The sequence below is a fragment of the Capnocytophaga sp. oral taxon 903 genome (assembly GCF_013394785.1).
Lineage (GTDB): Bacteria > Bacteroidota > Bacteroidia > Flavobacteriales > Flavobacteriaceae > Capnocytophaga > Capnocytophaga ochracea.
The window spans coordinates 2,008,647-2,024,237 of sequence record NZ_JABXYW010000002.1 but is presented as its reverse complement, the minus strand read 5'-3'; the positions used below and the strand labels follow the sequence as shown (position 1 = coordinate 2,024,237).

The following is a 15,591-nucleotide window of genomic DNA, read 5'->3' as shown; positions in this document are numbered from 1 at the left end:
ACAATCAGTAATGACTATCTTAGACGGAAAAAAGACTTCAGAAGCCCTCAAACAAGAAATTGCTGAGGAAGTAAAGCAACTAAAAGCTGAGGGAAGGAAAGTACCACATTTGGCTGCCGTATTGGTAGGCGACGATGGGGCAAGTCTTACCTACGTGGGGAGTAAGGTGAAAGCTTGCGAACAAGTAGGCTTTGAGTCTACTTTAGTAAAACTTCCTGCTAACATCAGTGAAGAGGCGTTACTGCGAGAAATTGAAAAGTTAAACGCTAATCCTGAAATTGACGGCTATATAGTACAATTACCACTACCTAAACACATCGACGAGCAGAAAATACTTTTAGCGATAGACCCTACAAAAGATGTAGACGGCTTTCACCCTGCTAACTTCGGTAGAATGGCACTGGATATGGAGGCTTTTATTCCTGCTACACCTTTCGGTATTATGGAGTTGCTGAAACGCTACAAAGTGCCTACCAAAGGCAAACACGTGGTAGTAGTAGGACGCTCACACATCGTAGGTCGCCCTATCAGCATATTGCTCAGCCAAAAGGGAGCACAAGGCAACGCTACCGTTACACTTACTCACAGTCATACCCCTAACCTTGCTGAGCTTACACGTCAGGCAGATATTGTGGTAATGGCATTAGGTATTCCAGAATTTCTAAAAGGCGATATGGTAAAAGAAGGCGTAACCGTGATAGACGTAGGAATTACACGTCTAAAAGACGATAGCACCCATAAAGGTTATCGCATTGTCGGCGATGTAGCTTTCGATGAAGTAAAAGAAAAAGCGGGTTACATTACCCCTGTACCAGGGGGCGTAGGTCCTATGACCATAGCAATGCTTTTGAAAAATACGTTATTAGCTTATAAATGGTATCGATGAAAATAAAAGAATCTAAATATTATCACCCTGTAAACCTCTTGCAGATAGACTCCGATGACCACGTAGAGGTGTACGATAAATACAAACTTTTGACTTTCAGCAACCCGTACCGTTGTTTGTTAGACGACTTGATGGCAAGAATTTATATAGGAGGAGAGGATTTGGTTATCCAACGAGACAAACTGAAACACTTTGTGAAATGTACTGACTATTACACCATAGAATACGCCTCCAAACAAAATGAGCTATACGAATCGGAAGAGTGCTATTTTCACCCAGAGCTCGAAATCTTTTTGGTAATAGACAAAAATCTCTCCAACGAGTACGATAACCAGATTTTTGAAGACGGATTATACAAAGTAAACTCTGTTTACTACCAAAACGACAATCCGAAGGCTAAGGAACACCTCAACACCTTGTTTTCAGAATATATAGAAAAGTATATCTCTAAAGAATCTAAGGTTTCTATACTACTAAAAACGCAAATAGGATTAGAAATCAAAACCCATAGCATCAAGCCTTACCGCATAGATTTTGAAACGATGTACAACAATGATTTTTTTGAAGTACATACTCGAGTGAAAAATGCGTTAACGAATGACAACAAGGGCGTGGTACTATTTCACGGAATTGCTGGTTCGGGGAAGACAAACTACATCAAATGGCTTACGAGTCAAATCCCGAATAAAAAATTTATCTTTGTACCTACTACAATGATAGGGTCGCTCACCGATCCTGCTTTTATTAGTCTGCTCATAGGCAATAAGAACTCTGTATTGGTACTCGAAGATTGTGAGAACTATATAGCTGAACGCACCGCCTTCAACAGTAATACCGATGTAGTATCGTCTATCCTCAATATAGCTGACGGTATGCTTTCTGATGTATTAGAATGCCAGCTGATATGCACGTTTAACTCCGATATTTCTAAGATAGACTCGGCATTATTGCGCAAAGGCAGATTGATAGCCGAGTATAAGTTTAAAGAGCTAACTGTTGAGAAATGCAATAAGTATTTGCAATCTACCGATAGAGATTTTAGAGTAGATAAGCCTTACTCATTAGCAGAACTCACCAATATAGACATAAAAGAACTCAAAGAACAAGACAAGCAAACTAAAATAGGTTTCAAATAAATGATACGTGTATTTCTGACTTTTCTCTTCTTCTCGATAACTTTTGCCCAAGAAACAGGTAACCGAATGTCTTTGCTTTTTATGGGGGATATAATGGGGCACGTGCCACAAATAGAAGGAGCTTACGATATTGAAACGAAGCAATACAATTATATGCCTGTATTTGACAAAATCAAGCATAAGTTTGCGCAGGTAGATTTTGCTATTGCTAATTTGGAAGTAACTTTGGCAGGGGAACCTTATACAGGTTACCCCCAGTTTTCGTCGCCCGATGCTTTAGCAGTTGCTTGTAGAGATAGCGGAATAGATGTATTGGTAACTGCCAATAATCACACTTGCGATAGAGGCAAAAAGGGAATTATTCGTACTTTGGACGTACTCGACTCTTTAAAAATAGCTCATACAGGAACCTTTCGCAACAAAGCAGAATTTGAGAAACATAATTTATTGGTGCTTTCCAAAAATGGGATTTCAGTGGGAATACTCAACTATACTTATGGTACTAATGGTTTACCCGTTCCTGAACCTACCATCGTAAATAAAATAAATCTCAACCTAATGAAGCTGGATATTGAGAAAGCTAAAAAAGTAAATCTTGATAAACTGATAGTAGTGATACACTGGGGGATAGAATACCAGCAAAAGCAAAACAAAAAACAGGAAGAAGTAGCACAATTTCTTTTTGACAACGGAGTAGACATTATTATAGGAGGTCACCCACACGTCTTACAACCTATGTATTACTATCCGCAAACAGGACTTCATAAGGAACAGATGGTAGTTTATTCACTGGGTAATTTTGTATCTAACCAACGCAAAAGCTCAACAGACGGAGGTGCGATGGTAGAGCTGACCCTCTTCAAAGATGCTTATGGCACTCGTATCCTTGATAAAGGATATTATTTGGTTTGGGTAAATCGCACTCCAAAAACTAATAAGAAATATCTTTTTGAAATACTACCTTGCAAAGAATACGAAACTACTCACTACAAAGACCTTACTGAGAGCGTTAAGGATAGTATGAATATCTTTATAAACAACTCCCGAAAGTTATTCAATTCTAATATTTTAGTTAAAGAGAAACTATAGCTTATTACAACATTTCTTTTATATATCAGCTTTAGAAAATAAATAAAGGCTTTCTAATGATCATTATTTAGATAGCCTTTTCTTCTATATTACTTTTATAGCTACTTAGCTTTTATCATACGATCATTTCCAAAAAGGTCTTGACGTAAAGTTATCTCAGTAAAATGCTTTTGTTCCAATAATGTTTGCATTTCTTGCCCTAAATACTGATTAATTTCAAAGAAAAGACTCCCATTAGGGTTTAGACTCTGCTGAGCAAGAGTAGCTATTTTATCGTAAAATAATAACGGATTATTATCAGGGACAAAGAGTGCTAAATGAGGCTCATATTCTAAAACATTATGGCGTATCTCTTTTTTTTCTAACTCACGTACGTAGGGCGGATTAGAGATAATAATATCATACTTATTAGGAAGAGTTTCTATTCGCAAGATATCTTGTTGTAAAAAATAAGTAACTACACTGTTTAATTCAGCATTACGCTTAGCTACTTTCAAAGCTCCTTCTGACACATCTATAGCTGTTACTACGGCATTAGGAAGAGCTTTAGCAAGTGAAATAGCAATACAGCCACTGCCTGTCCCTACATCTAATATTTTGATTTTCTCGCTTTTGTCAGGATATTCTTGAAGTACCCAATCCACTAACTCTTCTGTTTCTGGTCGAGGTATCAATACATTTTCATTTACGAAAAAACGATTAGAGAAGAACTCAGTTTCACCCAAAATATACTGTATGGGTTTAGCTGTCTGTAATTCTCTAATCGCTTGCAAAATAGGTTGTGCTATATCTTCAGTAAGTAAAGTATCAGAATTTGCTAATATTGTAGCTTTACTGTACTTTCCATAATGCTCCAAAAGAATAAAGTAAAATGCATTTATTTCATTCTTAGGATAAAGTATTTCTAACTTATGATGTATATACTCTCTTAGCTCACTAAAAGTCATTAGTTCACACGAATTTGTTGTCCTACTTTTAGGTTACTACTAGTCACATCATCAAAATTATTAAGCTTCATCAATTGTTGTACAGGTACTTGTTGCTCCCGTGCTATTTTATAAAGAGTATCACCTGTTTGTACTTGATAATAGACTTCAGCAATAGCCTCTTTTTCAATAGTCGTGGTATCAATAGTATTAGTAGGTTTAACGATTGTTTTTGTTACAGTGGGTTTAGACACCGATTTAATAGCTGTAGCTGGTTTAGATACTTCTTTTTTAGGAGTTGAAACAGTTGCTACTTGGGTATTAGAAGAAGTTATATCTCCTCCCTTAGCTGCTATTACTTGATTGTCATACTGATGTAATTCAAACTTTTTGATAAGAGCTATCAATTTCTTTGCATAAGTAGGGTCAGTGGCATAACCTGCTTTTCTGAGCCCGTGTGCCCAACCTTCATAATCTGTAGGACTAAGGTCAAACAGTGCTTTATAACGATTGCGATTTACAAGAAATTGTGAATGGTCTTCAAACGATTCGTATGCATATCTATATTTGCGAAAACATTCGCTCTTCTCATCGTCGTCGTGGGTGATAGTCTTACCGTCCCAAGTAGCGTGACATTTAATTCCAAAGTGGTTATTGCCATAACGTGCCAAGCGTCCTTGCCCCGAGCCACTTTCTAAAATGCCTTGTGCCAAAGTAATACTCGCAGGAATATTGTAACGTTGCATCTCTACCATTGCAATATCCTTATAATCCTGAATATACTTTTGAGTAACGGCTGTCGTAACTTGTACCGCAGGAGTTATCTCGTGAAAGCTGTCTTCTGAGACATCTCTACGATTGTGTTTTGAATCAGCTAAAGCCTTATTTCTTTGGGCTATCTCCGAATGGGTAGGCTTTTTCATCTCCACTCTCGGAGTCGGCTTTTGTCCTCGATAGATTACCGAATGAGAATTTCTCCCTTTCCTGTAAGGCTGATCAGAGCACGATGATATTATAAAGAGAATTAGCAATAGCAAACTAAATCTTTTCATCATAATTCAATATACTTTTATGTTTTTTAATTCGTTCGTTGTTAAACCCCTTAATCCCTTGCAAACCACCAGTATGAATGGCTAATATACGGGTATTAGGTGCAAAATATCCCTGCTTTGTGAGGGCAAAGATAGCAAAAATCATCTTACCTACATATATCGGGTCTAATAAAATTTTCGTCTGACTGTTAAAATCATTTAAAAAATCTACTAATTCATCAGTTACTTTAGCATAACCACCAAAGTGATAATCGTGCACTAATTCCCAATTGTTTTTGGTTGTATATTGTTTGATTACCTCACTTAAAAAGGCTCCTCTCAAAGCTGGAAAACCAATGACTTTCTGATGATTAGCACTTGCATTGATGAGCCCTGAAATCGTCCCACCTGTTCCTACGGCACTACATATCACATCAAAAGCGTTGTCCTCAGAAGTAAGAATTTCTTCACACCCCTTCACTGCCAGCTCGTTAGTTCCTCCTTCAGGGGCTATATAGATGTTTTGTCCATAGCGTTTCCTAAGATTTTCCAAGAACTCTGGCGTGTGTTTTTGTCGATAAGCCTCTCTTGTAACAAAATAAAAATCCATACCACAAGATTTAGCAAACTTTAACGTAGGATTAACATCTATTTTAGAACCTAACTCATCGCCACGAATCACGCCTATGGTTTTCAAACCTACTATTTGTCCCGCAGCTGCTGTCGCAGCAATATGATTGGAATAAGCTCCTCCAAAAGTGAGAATCGTATCCTTGCCTTCCTGTTGGGCTTGTGCTATGTTGTACTTGAGCTTTCTGAGCTTATTCCCTGATACAAAAGGGTGATTTTTGTCCTCTCGCTTTATTGTAAGAGTAATCCCATCAGGCAACGGGATATTCACGGGTTCGTTTTCTATATGTAAGTTATTGAATAATAAAGACTGCATAGTTATTCATATCTCAACGCTTCTACAGGATCTAATTTCGAGGCTTTTACTGCCGGATACAATCCTGATATTACCGCTACTATAAGAGCTATACATATAGCAATAATAATAACACCCCACGGAATGGTAAAATCAAACTTAACGGCTTTAGATATCAAATATCCTAAACTGATACCTAATACAATACCCGTAAGTGCTCCCAATTGAGCTATTATAAGGGTCTCGGTAAAGAACTGTAAAGTAATAGATTTGCGTTTAGCTCCCAACGCTTTGCGAATGCCTATCTCCTTAGTGCGCTCGGTTACCGAAACGAGCATAATGTTCAATAGGGCGATTGAAGACCCCAAGATGGTAATAAGCCCAATCACAAAACCAGCAACAGAAAGGGTACCCGTAATACTGCCTATGCGTTGCAATAAGTCGTCACTGCGTTCTATCCCGAAATTATTTTCTTGTAAAGGTGCTAAGCCTCTAAGGTTACGCATCACTACGGTAGCATCATCTATAAGTCCGTCCAACTGGTCTTTGCTCTGAGCGCTTATTTTGAGTTGAAAATTAGGATTATCTATAGGGAAAATACTACGTGCAATTCCTAAAGGAATCAACACTTGAAAGTTTTCGTAATTGCCAAAGGAGGAACTTTGTTCTTTAAGTATACCTATGACTTTGAACTTATAACCACGTACCGAAATAGTCTTTCCTAATGGATTTACATCTTTGAGTAGTGTTTTCTTAAAATCCGGACCTATCACGCACACATAGCTATTGTTCTGTATATCAAAATCGCTAAAATTGCGTCCCTCTTCCACTTCTAACCCCGAATTGCCAATGTAGTATTCATCTACGCCTATCACTACGGCTAATGGGTCAGTTTTTTTGTTCTCGTACTTCACCTCAGCTGAGGAGGCAACATTCATAGAAATACTCGTTTTTGCAAACGGATTATCTAACTGTTGTTTAAACGCTACTGCTTCTTGATAGGTAATTAAAGGGTGTGGCTTTTGGGTGGTACCACTCCCCTCAGCTCGCTGACTGTATTGATACCTTGTAATCGAAAAAGTATTAGCTCCCATACTCGAGAAATTGCCTTCAAGCGTATTGCGCAAAGCAGTAATCACACTCAGAATTCCTACCAATGCCGTAATGCCAATAGCGATGATAAGCACGGTGAGAATTGTGCGCAATAGTTGCCCTCTGATACTGTCAAGAGCTATTTTTATATTTTCACGAATTACAATCCACACGGTTTATAACAAATGCTTATGAGCGCGGTAAGATGAACGTACTAACGCTCCACTTTCCACGTGACGAAAACCTAATGATAAGCCTATTTCTTTGTACTTGGCAAACTGCTCAGGAGTGACAAAATTCTTTACAGGAAGGTGCTGTTTCGAAGGTTGCAAATACTGACCGATAGTCACAATATCCACTTTTGCCTCTTTAAGGTCGTGCAAAGTTTCTATCACCTCTTCCTCAGTTTCTCCAAGTCCTAACATAATCCCCGATTTAGTACGGTTCGCGCCGTTTTCCTTTAAGTAACGCAACACGCCCAAACTTCGGTCGTATTTAGCTTGTATGCGCACTTCACGAGTCAATCGGCGTACCGTCTCCATATTGTGCGAAATGATTTCAGGTGCAGCTTTCAGTATACGGTTTAAGTTGCGTTCTACTCCTTGAAAATCAGGAATCAAGGTCTCCATTGTAGTATTAGGATTCATTCGGCGCACGGCTCTCACCGTCTCAGCCCATATAATGCTTCCCATATCCTTTAAATCATCTCGGTCTACCGAGGTTAGTACTGCGTGCCTAATGTTCATCAGCTTGATAGAACGTGCCACCTTTTCAGGTTCTTCCCAATCCAAACTTTCAGGTCGCCCTGTTTTTACGCCACAAAAGCCACACGAGCGCGTACAGATATTCCCCAATATCATAAAAGTAGCAGTGCCTTCTCCCCAACATTCTCCCATATTGGGGCAACTGCCCGAAGTACAAATTGTGTGAAGGTTATATCTGTCCACCACACTCCTCAGTTCAGTATACTTTTTACCAGTGGGTAATTTTACCCGTATCCACTCTGGTTTATTGCTCTTTAAGGTAGTAGTGGTAGTGGTTTCTATTTCATCTACAGCAAGTGTTTCTGCATTCATTATTTTTTAATGTTCTATATAATTTTTTACAAAGATACTACAAAATTGATGATTACAAAAGTTTTTAAACCGAAAAAATATCTATCCCCTATCGGAAGTACTGATTATAAGTGAAGCACAAAGAGCTATTTCTTATATCTAACCCAAGTTTTACTAAGGTAAAAACCTATTTTTTTCTTATATGAGAAAAGGCTAAAACAGAAACAAACGTTCTATTTTAGCCTTAAAAATAATTTTATCAACATTCTGACTTTGGCGGAGAGAGAGGGATTCGAACCCCCGGAGGTGTTACCCTCAACGGTTTTCAAGACCGCCGCATTCAACCGCTCTGCCATCTCTCCAAGTGCACAATCACAATTGTTTTCTCAATTATGCGGGTGCAAAGGTACAACTATTTTTATTATCTGCAAATTTTAAAAGCAAAAAATTACATATTTTTTCTCTTCTATTTATAATTTATTGTTTTACAGATATGAACTTTATTGCCTTTGTAAAAAACTAATTGTTCATCGTTGCCAAAAACTCTTCGTTATTACGCGTTTGCTTAATTTGTTTTTCCATAAATTCCATCGCCTCTATCGGATTCATTTCTGCCAAATACTTGCGCAATACCCAAGTGCGATTAAGCGTGTTTTCATCAAGCAACAAATCATCTCTACGAGTAGACGAAGCTATTAGGTCAATAGCTGGGAAAATACGGCGATTCGAGATACGTCTATCCAATTGTAACTCCATATTACCCGTTCCTTTAAATTCCTCAAAAATTACTTCGTCCATCTTCGAACCTGTCTCGGTAAGAGCCGTAGCGATGATAGAGAGAGAGCCTCCGTTTTCAATATTACGAGCTGCTCCGAAAAAGCGTTTAGGTTTATGTAAAGCGTTAGCATCTACCCCACCAGTAAGCACTTTCCCCGAAGCTGGTTGCACTGTGTTATAAGCGCGAGCCAAACGGGTGATAGAGTCCAACAATATAACCACATCGTGACCACATTCTACCAATCGTTTTGCTTTTTCAAGTACAATATTAGCTATTTTCACGTGTTCGGAAGCTTCCTTATCAAAAGTCGAAGAGATAATCTCTCCTCGCACACTGCGTTGCATATCAGTTACCTCCTCAGGGCGCTCATCAATCAAGAGTACCATTAGGTACACTTCGGGGTGATTTTTGCTAATGGCATTCGCAATATCTTTTAAAAGCATTGTTTTACCCGTCTTAGGTTGTGCCACTATCATACCGCGTTGCCCTTTCCCAATAGGAGCAAAAAGGTCTATCAAGCGAGTAGAAACAGTAGAGCCTTTGCCTGCCAACTCAAATTTTACATCAGGGAAAAGAGGCGTAAGGTGCTCAAATAGTACTCGGTCGCGCACCACTTGGGGGTCAAGTCCGTTTATCTTTATAACTTTTAGTAGCGGATAATACTTTTCGCCATCTTTGGGCGGACGCACTTCTCCATATACAGTATCTCCTGTTTGCAAGCCAAAAAGTCGGATTTGTGAAGAAGATACGTAAATATCATCAGGTGAAGCCAAATAGTTATAGTCCGAAGAACGCAAAAAACCATAACCGTCAGAAGTGATTTCTAAAACGCCTTCACAGTCTACCACGCTGTCAAATTCAAAATCGGGGGCGCGATAACGGTTTTTCTTTTCTTTATCAAAATTCTCATTATTAACAATAGTATTACCATTGTTCACATTTTGATTGTAATTACCATTATTGCCATTGCCATTTTGTACAGGGGAACTGTAGTTTTTTGTTGGAGTAGCATTATTCTGATGATTGTTAGAAACGACAGAAGTAGTGTTTTTCTTCTGATACGTTTTAGATTCATCTGCCGAAGAAGCCTTTTTAACGGTTGGTGTTTTTGAAGTCTTTTCTTGTTTAGAACTGCCTACTTTTTGAGGTACTTCTATTTTCTTTTTACGACTGTTTTTTTTGGGTTCAGTTGTGTTCTCAGTTGTAATAATAGGAGAATTGTCTTTTTGAACTTCTTCTTTCTTGTTGGGGAGTCCTTTTTTTTGATTTTTTAGAATTAGGTCTATGAGTTCAGGCTTATTTACATACCGAAATTTAGGTATATCCAAATGTTTTGCTATTTCCTGTAACTCAGTTAGCTTTTTAGATTTTAACTCTACAATGTTAAGCATTTTAAATAGTTATTATTAAAGTAAGTGATTTTTTCCAGTAGTCAAGATAAGTGAAATTCCTCTTTTTATATAGTTAAGATGAGATATTATTGAAAGTATTTTTTAATCAGAGGTACTGAAATCGGGTGCAAAGATATAAAACATTTAGCAATTAGCAAATTATTTTCTTTTTTTTTATTGTCCCGCCAATTCCTTTATGAAGTGCATTTTTTTATTAGCTTCTGATAGAATAAACCTTTTAGTTTTTCAAAATCTAATACTTTTCTTGCTCTGTACAAGTTCCCATCACTACATTACCTTTGTCATTCGTCACCCGTCATTCATCATTCCTTCCTTTTTCTTTCGTTTTAACATTTTCTATCACACACTCTTAATCATTCATTCCCAACTACTTAAATACCTTTTCTATACCAATCTTCCAACATTCGTATAAGCTTCCTATAAGCTTTCTATAAGCTAATCCCATCTTAAAAGCACTTTCACACCTGCTGCGATACTCTTCGTTTCCTTCCGAAAAGCCCCAATATGCCACTTTTGTAGTACACACTTTGTTAAAGTTTTTTTATTGCCTCAGGTATTTCTGGCGTCATTGGCATTATTGGCATTTCTGGTATGAATCAATTATTTTGTAGTATCAAAAAAAGAATGTATTTTTGCCTCATAAAGAAGTAACTATGAAAGAACGCAACCCTCTTATCGATGTGCTCAAAGGTTTTGCTATCATCTTGGTAGTGATAGGGCACGCTTCGCAATGGTTTTCGGGTGATGACCGCACCAACCCCTTGTATGTAACCATTTACGCTTTCCATATGCCCCTTTTTATGTTTCTTTCAGGCTATGTAAACTTCAATATTCGTGGCGAACTGAACCTCAGTAAACGCTTTCAGGTGTTGGTGATTCCTTTCTTCGTCTGGTTTTTAATTTCCGCCACCTATCACGGTTATATTCTCGATATAGAAAAAGTATGGGAACGTCTTTGCGTGCTTATTTATAAACCCACACAAGGAATGTGGTTCTTGTGGTTGCTGTTTTGGGAGTGTGCCTTGCTCTACCTGGCTTTGAAGATTAATAAACATCGTGAAATATGGGTGATGATAGGTCTCTGGAGCATTCTCATCTTCTTGCACCGAGTTACAGGAGCACAACCTATCTTTTATGGATTGCCCGAATTGTGTTGGTATTTCATCTATTTTTCATTGGGTTATGCCACACACAAGTACAAACCTCAAGCGCTGAAAGTTCTGCGCCCTATGGGTTGGGTGAGCCTTATTGCCTTTCCACTCTTATTGCTCTTTCCTGTTGATAAAGCCCATTACATACTCCACTCTCTCCGTTTGTACGCTTTGGCACTTACGGGTATCGCTGCTTCTTATGTTTTATGGGAATGGTGCTGCCGTTCTGAAAATAAGGCAACACAATGTTTAAAGTATTTAGGAGGTATTTCTTTAGAAATATATGTCACCCACTATTATATGCGCTTCTTAGTAGTTTACATCAAAGAATATATAAGCGATAATTTCTATTTGAACGTAGCTATATTTACCGTTTTAGCCATCATCGCTTGCGATATAATACAACGATTGGTACAACGCGTAAAATGGCTAAGAAGAATACTCTACGGTAGATTTTAAATAGGTAAACTCTTAACTTTTCACTTCTCCATTTCTTTTTCTGCCTTGCGAGCTTCTTCTATATAGTTTTTGAACTCTTTGCCGTATTTAGAATTGGCAACCTCTTTATTGAGCTTTCCATAAATAGAATCTAAGTATTTTACGCGAGTATTGGGGGCATCAACCAATACCACATAAGGGGTGATATACGAATCGGGGTGCGTGAGGGCATAGTTCAGCACAAAGAGGTGACGACGGAAGTTATTCTTCTCCGAAGCTGCATTCAGCGAGTCGGCTAAGGTAGTATTCCCCGCCTTAAAAGCGTTCACTTGCTGTTCGAGGAGTTCAGCATTGCGCATTCCGAACTGTCGCATAGTGTGGGCATACTCTCCATAATCCTTTTGCGATTGCGAACCACTGATATTGGCTTTCACTTCAAACATATCATAAGAACTGTTGATAGTAATCAGCTTAGGTTCACCAAAGAACATTAGGCGGTCACCGAGGTCGGTACCTGCTTGTTTTTTTAAATCGAGGTAAATAAAAAACACTTCAGGACTCTCTAAATGTCGCTTGAAGGTAAACTTACCATTGCCATTGGCTACTACCGAATCGATATTGGTGAGCTTATCGTTTACGAATTGTTGTAGGTAGATAGTACCTACTTTCAATCCGTCGATATTTCCTTCCACAATCATTGTGTTTTTGTCGTCCTTCTTACAAGCTACTATCATTAATAGTGCTGAGACTGCCATTAATATTCTTTTCATTATTGTTTAGTTTTTAGTTATTAAAAAGAGAGACAATTTTGCCAAAGTTTATATGATTGTCATCATTGTCATTGCTTTATTTTGTGTTTCTTCGTATTCTTTTTCAGGAATGGAGTCTTTGGTAATACCTCCACCTACATACAAATAGGCTTCGTTATCAGTGATTTGCATACAACGCAAATTCACATAGAATGCTTGGTTATTGTTGGACACCCAGCCACAATAGCCTGTGTAATATTGCCTTTTATAAAGTTCGTTTTCTATAATAAAGGTGCGAGCTTCCTCAGTAGGATAACCACAGACGGCTGGTGTAGGGTGCAGACGTTTTATTAACTCATATACTTTATCAGGAGCTATCTTCCCTTTTATTTTAGTACATAAATGCATCAAACTACCTGCTTGCACAGTTTGAACTGCTGAAACTTCAAGTTCATTAACATACTCTTGTAACTGTTGCACGATGGTATCAGTAACTATTTGCTGTTCTTCTTTTTCCTTAGTATGCCAATGTATCTCACCTTCTTTAAAAGGTTGTGTACCTGCCAATGCCATTGTGCAAAAATCTTCGCCATTACTGCGGAAGAGCGTTTCGGGCGTAGCAGCCAGCCAAGTTCCTACTTTAGGGTGATAAAACAAATAGCAAAATGCTGAAGGGTATCGTGTTACCATATTGGCAAAGCTCTTAAACGGATTTACCACTTCTTTGATAGTTATCTTGCGCGAAAGAACCACTTTCTCAAAATGACCTCTGTGTATCTCATTAATAGCTTTGGTTACTAAACCTATGTGCTTTTGTTTTTCGGCTTCGGTATCTTCTAAAATATCAATATTAGTATTTTCTACAATCGATTGTGTAGGCAAATGGCTTACGGTAACTTTGTTAGGAGTGATGATAACAGCAGGTTCATTAGCATCGAAAGGAGCGAAAACAAATCCCTCTTGTTCTTCTTTATCAGTGTTAAAAAAATGAAGTGTATCATCTTCTTGTTCCAACAATATTACTGAAGTGTGATGAGGGGGCTTGTAGCACACAAAAGGTAAGTGTTCAGCATATTTGTGCTGTACTTGTTTTAAAAGTTCTTCAAATGAAATATAATCTTTGGTTTTAATCTTCATATAAGTAAAATGCTTGCCGTACTACGGCTTATATTGTTTGTGAATCATAAAAAGCTTTAAAAGCACCATTTTGTACCAATAGCTCATCTTTGGTACCTTGTTCTACTAATTTTCCTTTGTCGAGCATCAGTATTTTATCGACGTATTTAGTGATAGACACACGATGACTCACTATAATTACGGTTTTGCCTTTTAAGGTATCGCGCAAATTAGTTAAAATCTTCTCTTCGGTATCAGTATCTACGGCTGATAAACAATCGTCTAACAAATAAATTTCGGCTTCTTTGAGCAAGGCTCTTGCAATGGCTACTCGTTGGCGTTGCCCGCCACTGAGTGATACCCCGCGCTCTCCAAGCACCGAGTCGTATTGATGGGTGAACTCTGTAATATTGTTGTGTACCACTGCTTTTTGGCAGGCTTGTATTATCTGTTCTTCGGTAGCATTTTTATTGCCAAAGCGCAGATTGTTGCGAATTGTGTCCGAAAACAAAAAGTTCTCTTGTGGCACTACCGAAATAGCTCTGCGCAAGCTGTGTAGATTCAATTCTCTTATGGGGTTGCCTCCTATCAGTACTTCACCCTGATTTGCATCGTACATACGTGCAATGAGGTCTAACAATGTAGTCTTACCACTACCGGTTTTGCCTATAACGGCTACTGTTTGTCCTGCTTCTATGTGGAAAGATACGTCTTTAAGAGCTTCTATTCCCGTATCTTCATAACGGAAAGATACTTTATCAAATGTAATATCTCCTTTAATAGGCGTAAGTTCTCCTACCTGATTGCGTATCTGAGGTACTTCGGAAAGAAACTCGTTGATGCGCTTTTGGGAGGCTTCCGCTTGTTGTACAATAGAACTTACCCAGCCCACCGTAGCCACAGGCCAAGTGAGCATCATCACGTAAATACTGAACTCTACAATTACTCCAATAGATTGTATTTCACCGGTGTAATAGAGCTTTCCCCCAATAAAGATTACAAAGATAAGGCTCAATCCTATCATCAGTATCATTGTAGGGATAAAGAAAGCCTGTATCTTAGCGAGCTTGATGTTTTTCTGACGACCATCTTCGGCGAGTACTGCTAATTGCGCATCGGTAGCCGCCTCATTATTATACGATTTTATCACCCCGATACCTGAGAAAGTTTCTTGCGAGAAAGTAGAAAGGTCAGATAGGTAGGCTTGTACCTTCATCGTTTCGATATTAATCTTTTTGCTCATTTTGTAGATAAGCAAAGAGAGAATAGGCAATGGGATAAGAGTGTAGATAGTAAGTTTGGGAGAGATGATAAACATTAGCGGAATTACGCAAGCAAAAAGTGTAATAGTTTGCACACTATACATAATAGCAGGACCTGCGTACATACGCACTTTCGATACGTCCTCGCTGATACGGTTCATCAGGTCACCTACTCGGTTGCGTTTGTAGAAGCTAAGCGATAACTGTTCGTATTTCTTAAATATCTCGTTTTTCATATCGTATTCGATGTAACGAGATACATTGATAATAAGCTGACGCATAAAAAACATTAGCACCGCCGATATGATAGTTGTACCGATGATAATAAGCGCGTATTCTATAAGTAAGGAAGTCATTTGTGAGGCATCTTTGTTAGCGGATTTAGCAAAGTCCTCAATGGCTGCGATAGAGTTTTTTACATATCGCGGCATAAAGAGTGAAAACACTCGCGACACTATGGTAATAAGTATCCCAAGTAGTAAGTGGTATTTATATTTATAAAAATATTTACGTATATGTCTCAGATGTGCCATTGGCTTAAATTC

13 protein-coding genes and 1 tRNA gene are annotated in these 15,591 nt (G+C 38.3%); 4 read left to right on the top strand and 10 right to left on the bottom strand.

Features of this window, described 5'->3' with window-relative positions; translation table 11 throughout:
• Window positions 1-10 precede the first annotated feature (10 nt).
• From folD to HW279_RS08435, 3 genes are read left to right on the top strand one after another with little or no spacing between them, the layout of a single operon-like run.
• Window positions 11-886, top strand: a complete 876-nt coding sequence (gene folD, locus HW279_RS08445; RefSeq protein ID WP_178958646.1) for a bifunctional methylenetetrahydrofolate dehydrogenase/methenyltetrahydrofolate cyclohydrolase FolD — start codon at window positions 11-13, stop codon at window positions 884-886.
• Window positions 883-2,022, top strand: a complete 1,140-nt coding sequence (locus HW279_RS08440) for an AAA family ATPase (protein ID WP_009418397.1) — start codon at window positions 883-885, stop codon at window positions 2,020-2,022. Before folD ends, HW279_RS08440 begins: the two co-directional genes overlap by 4 nt.
• Complete coding sequence (locus HW279_RS08435) at window positions 2,023-3,111, top strand: CapA family protein (RefSeq protein WP_178958645.1); 1,089 nt, start codon at window positions 2,023-2,025, stop codon at window positions 3,109-3,111.
• Window positions 3,112-3,212: 101 nt separating this feature from the next.
• Here the strand turns inward: HW279_RS08435 and prmC are convergent, their stop codons facing one another.
• From prmC to rho, 7 genes are all read right to left on the bottom strand, one after another.
• Entirely contained in the window at window positions 3,213-4,058 is an 846-nt protein-coding gene (gene prmC, locus HW279_RS08430) for a peptide chain release factor N(5)-glutamine methyltransferase (protein ID WP_178958644.1), read from the bottom strand.
• On the bottom strand, window positions 4,058-5,092 hold the full coding sequence (locus HW279_RS08425; protein WP_016478745.1) for a glucosaminidase domain-containing protein: 1,035 nt from the start codon (window positions 5,090-5,092) through the stop codon (window positions 4,058-4,060). The genes prmC and HW279_RS08425 overlap by 1 nt, the downstream gene beginning before the upstream one ends.
• Window positions 5,076-6,014, bottom strand: a complete 939-nt coding sequence (locus HW279_RS08420) for a 1-aminocyclopropane-1-carboxylate deaminase/D-cysteine desulfhydrase (protein WP_178958643.1) — start codon at window positions 6,012-6,014, stop codon at window positions 5,076-5,078. The genes HW279_RS08425 and HW279_RS08420 overlap by 17 nt, the downstream gene beginning before the upstream one ends.
• Window positions 6,015-6,016: 2 nt before the next feature.
• A complete protein-coding gene (locus HW279_RS08415) occupies window positions 6,017-7,258 on the bottom strand; it encodes an ABC transporter permease (protein WP_178958642.1) in 1,242 nt (413 codons plus the stop codon).
• A gap of 3 nt (window positions 7,259-7,261) precedes the next feature.
• Window positions 7,262-8,161, bottom strand: a complete 900-nt coding sequence (gene lipA, locus HW279_RS08410) for a lipoyl synthase (RefSeq protein ID WP_002671622.1) — start codon at window positions 8,159-8,161, stop codon at window positions 7,262-7,264.
• A 253-nt stretch (window positions 8,162-8,414) separates the two neighbouring features.
• Window positions 8,415-8,502, bottom strand: a tRNA-Ser gene (locus HW279_RS08405).
• Between the two features lie 157 nt (window positions 8,503-8,659).
• On the bottom strand, window positions 8,660-10,309 hold the full coding sequence (rho, locus tag HW279_RS08400) for a transcription termination factor Rho (RefSeq protein WP_178958641.1): 1,650 nt from the start codon (window positions 10,307-10,309) through the stop codon (window positions 8,660-8,662).
• Window positions 10,310-10,983: 674 nt separating this feature from the next.
• On the opposite strand from rho, the gene HW279_RS08395 reads away from it, so the two are divergent.
• Window positions 10,984-11,940 (top strand): acyltransferase family protein, encoded by a 957-nt coding sequence (locus HW279_RS08395; protein ID WP_178958640.1) that lies wholly within the window; start codon window positions 10,984-10,986, stop codon window positions 11,938-11,940.
• 20 nt (window positions 11,941-11,960) lie between these two features.
• On the opposite strand, the gene HW279_RS08390 is transcribed toward HW279_RS08395, so the two are convergent.
• Genes HW279_RS08390 through HW279_RS08380 form a run of 3 tightly spaced genes read right to left on the bottom strand, consistent with a single transcriptional unit; the run spans window position 11,961 to window position 15,579 of the window.
• The gene (locus tag HW279_RS08390) at window positions 11,961-12,689 is read right to left on the bottom strand and encodes a DUF4369 domain-containing protein (protein ID WP_009419351.1); all 729 of its coding nucleotides are present in this window, start codon (window positions 12,687-12,689) and stop codon (window positions 11,961-11,963) included.
• A 48-nt stretch (window positions 12,690-12,737) separates the two neighbouring features.
• On the bottom strand, window positions 12,738-13,805 hold the full coding sequence (locus HW279_RS08385; RefSeq protein WP_178958639.1) for an isochorismate synthase: 1,068 nt from the start codon (window positions 13,803-13,805) through the stop codon (window positions 12,738-12,740).
• 28 nt (window positions 13,806-13,833) lie between these two features.
• Window positions 13,834-15,579, bottom strand: coding sequence for an ABC transporter ATP-binding protein (locus HW279_RS08380; protein ID WP_178958638.1), 1,746 nt, complete (start codon window positions 15,577-15,579; stop codon window positions 13,834-13,836).
• Between the last annotated feature and the right edge of the window lie 12 nt (window positions 15,580-15,591).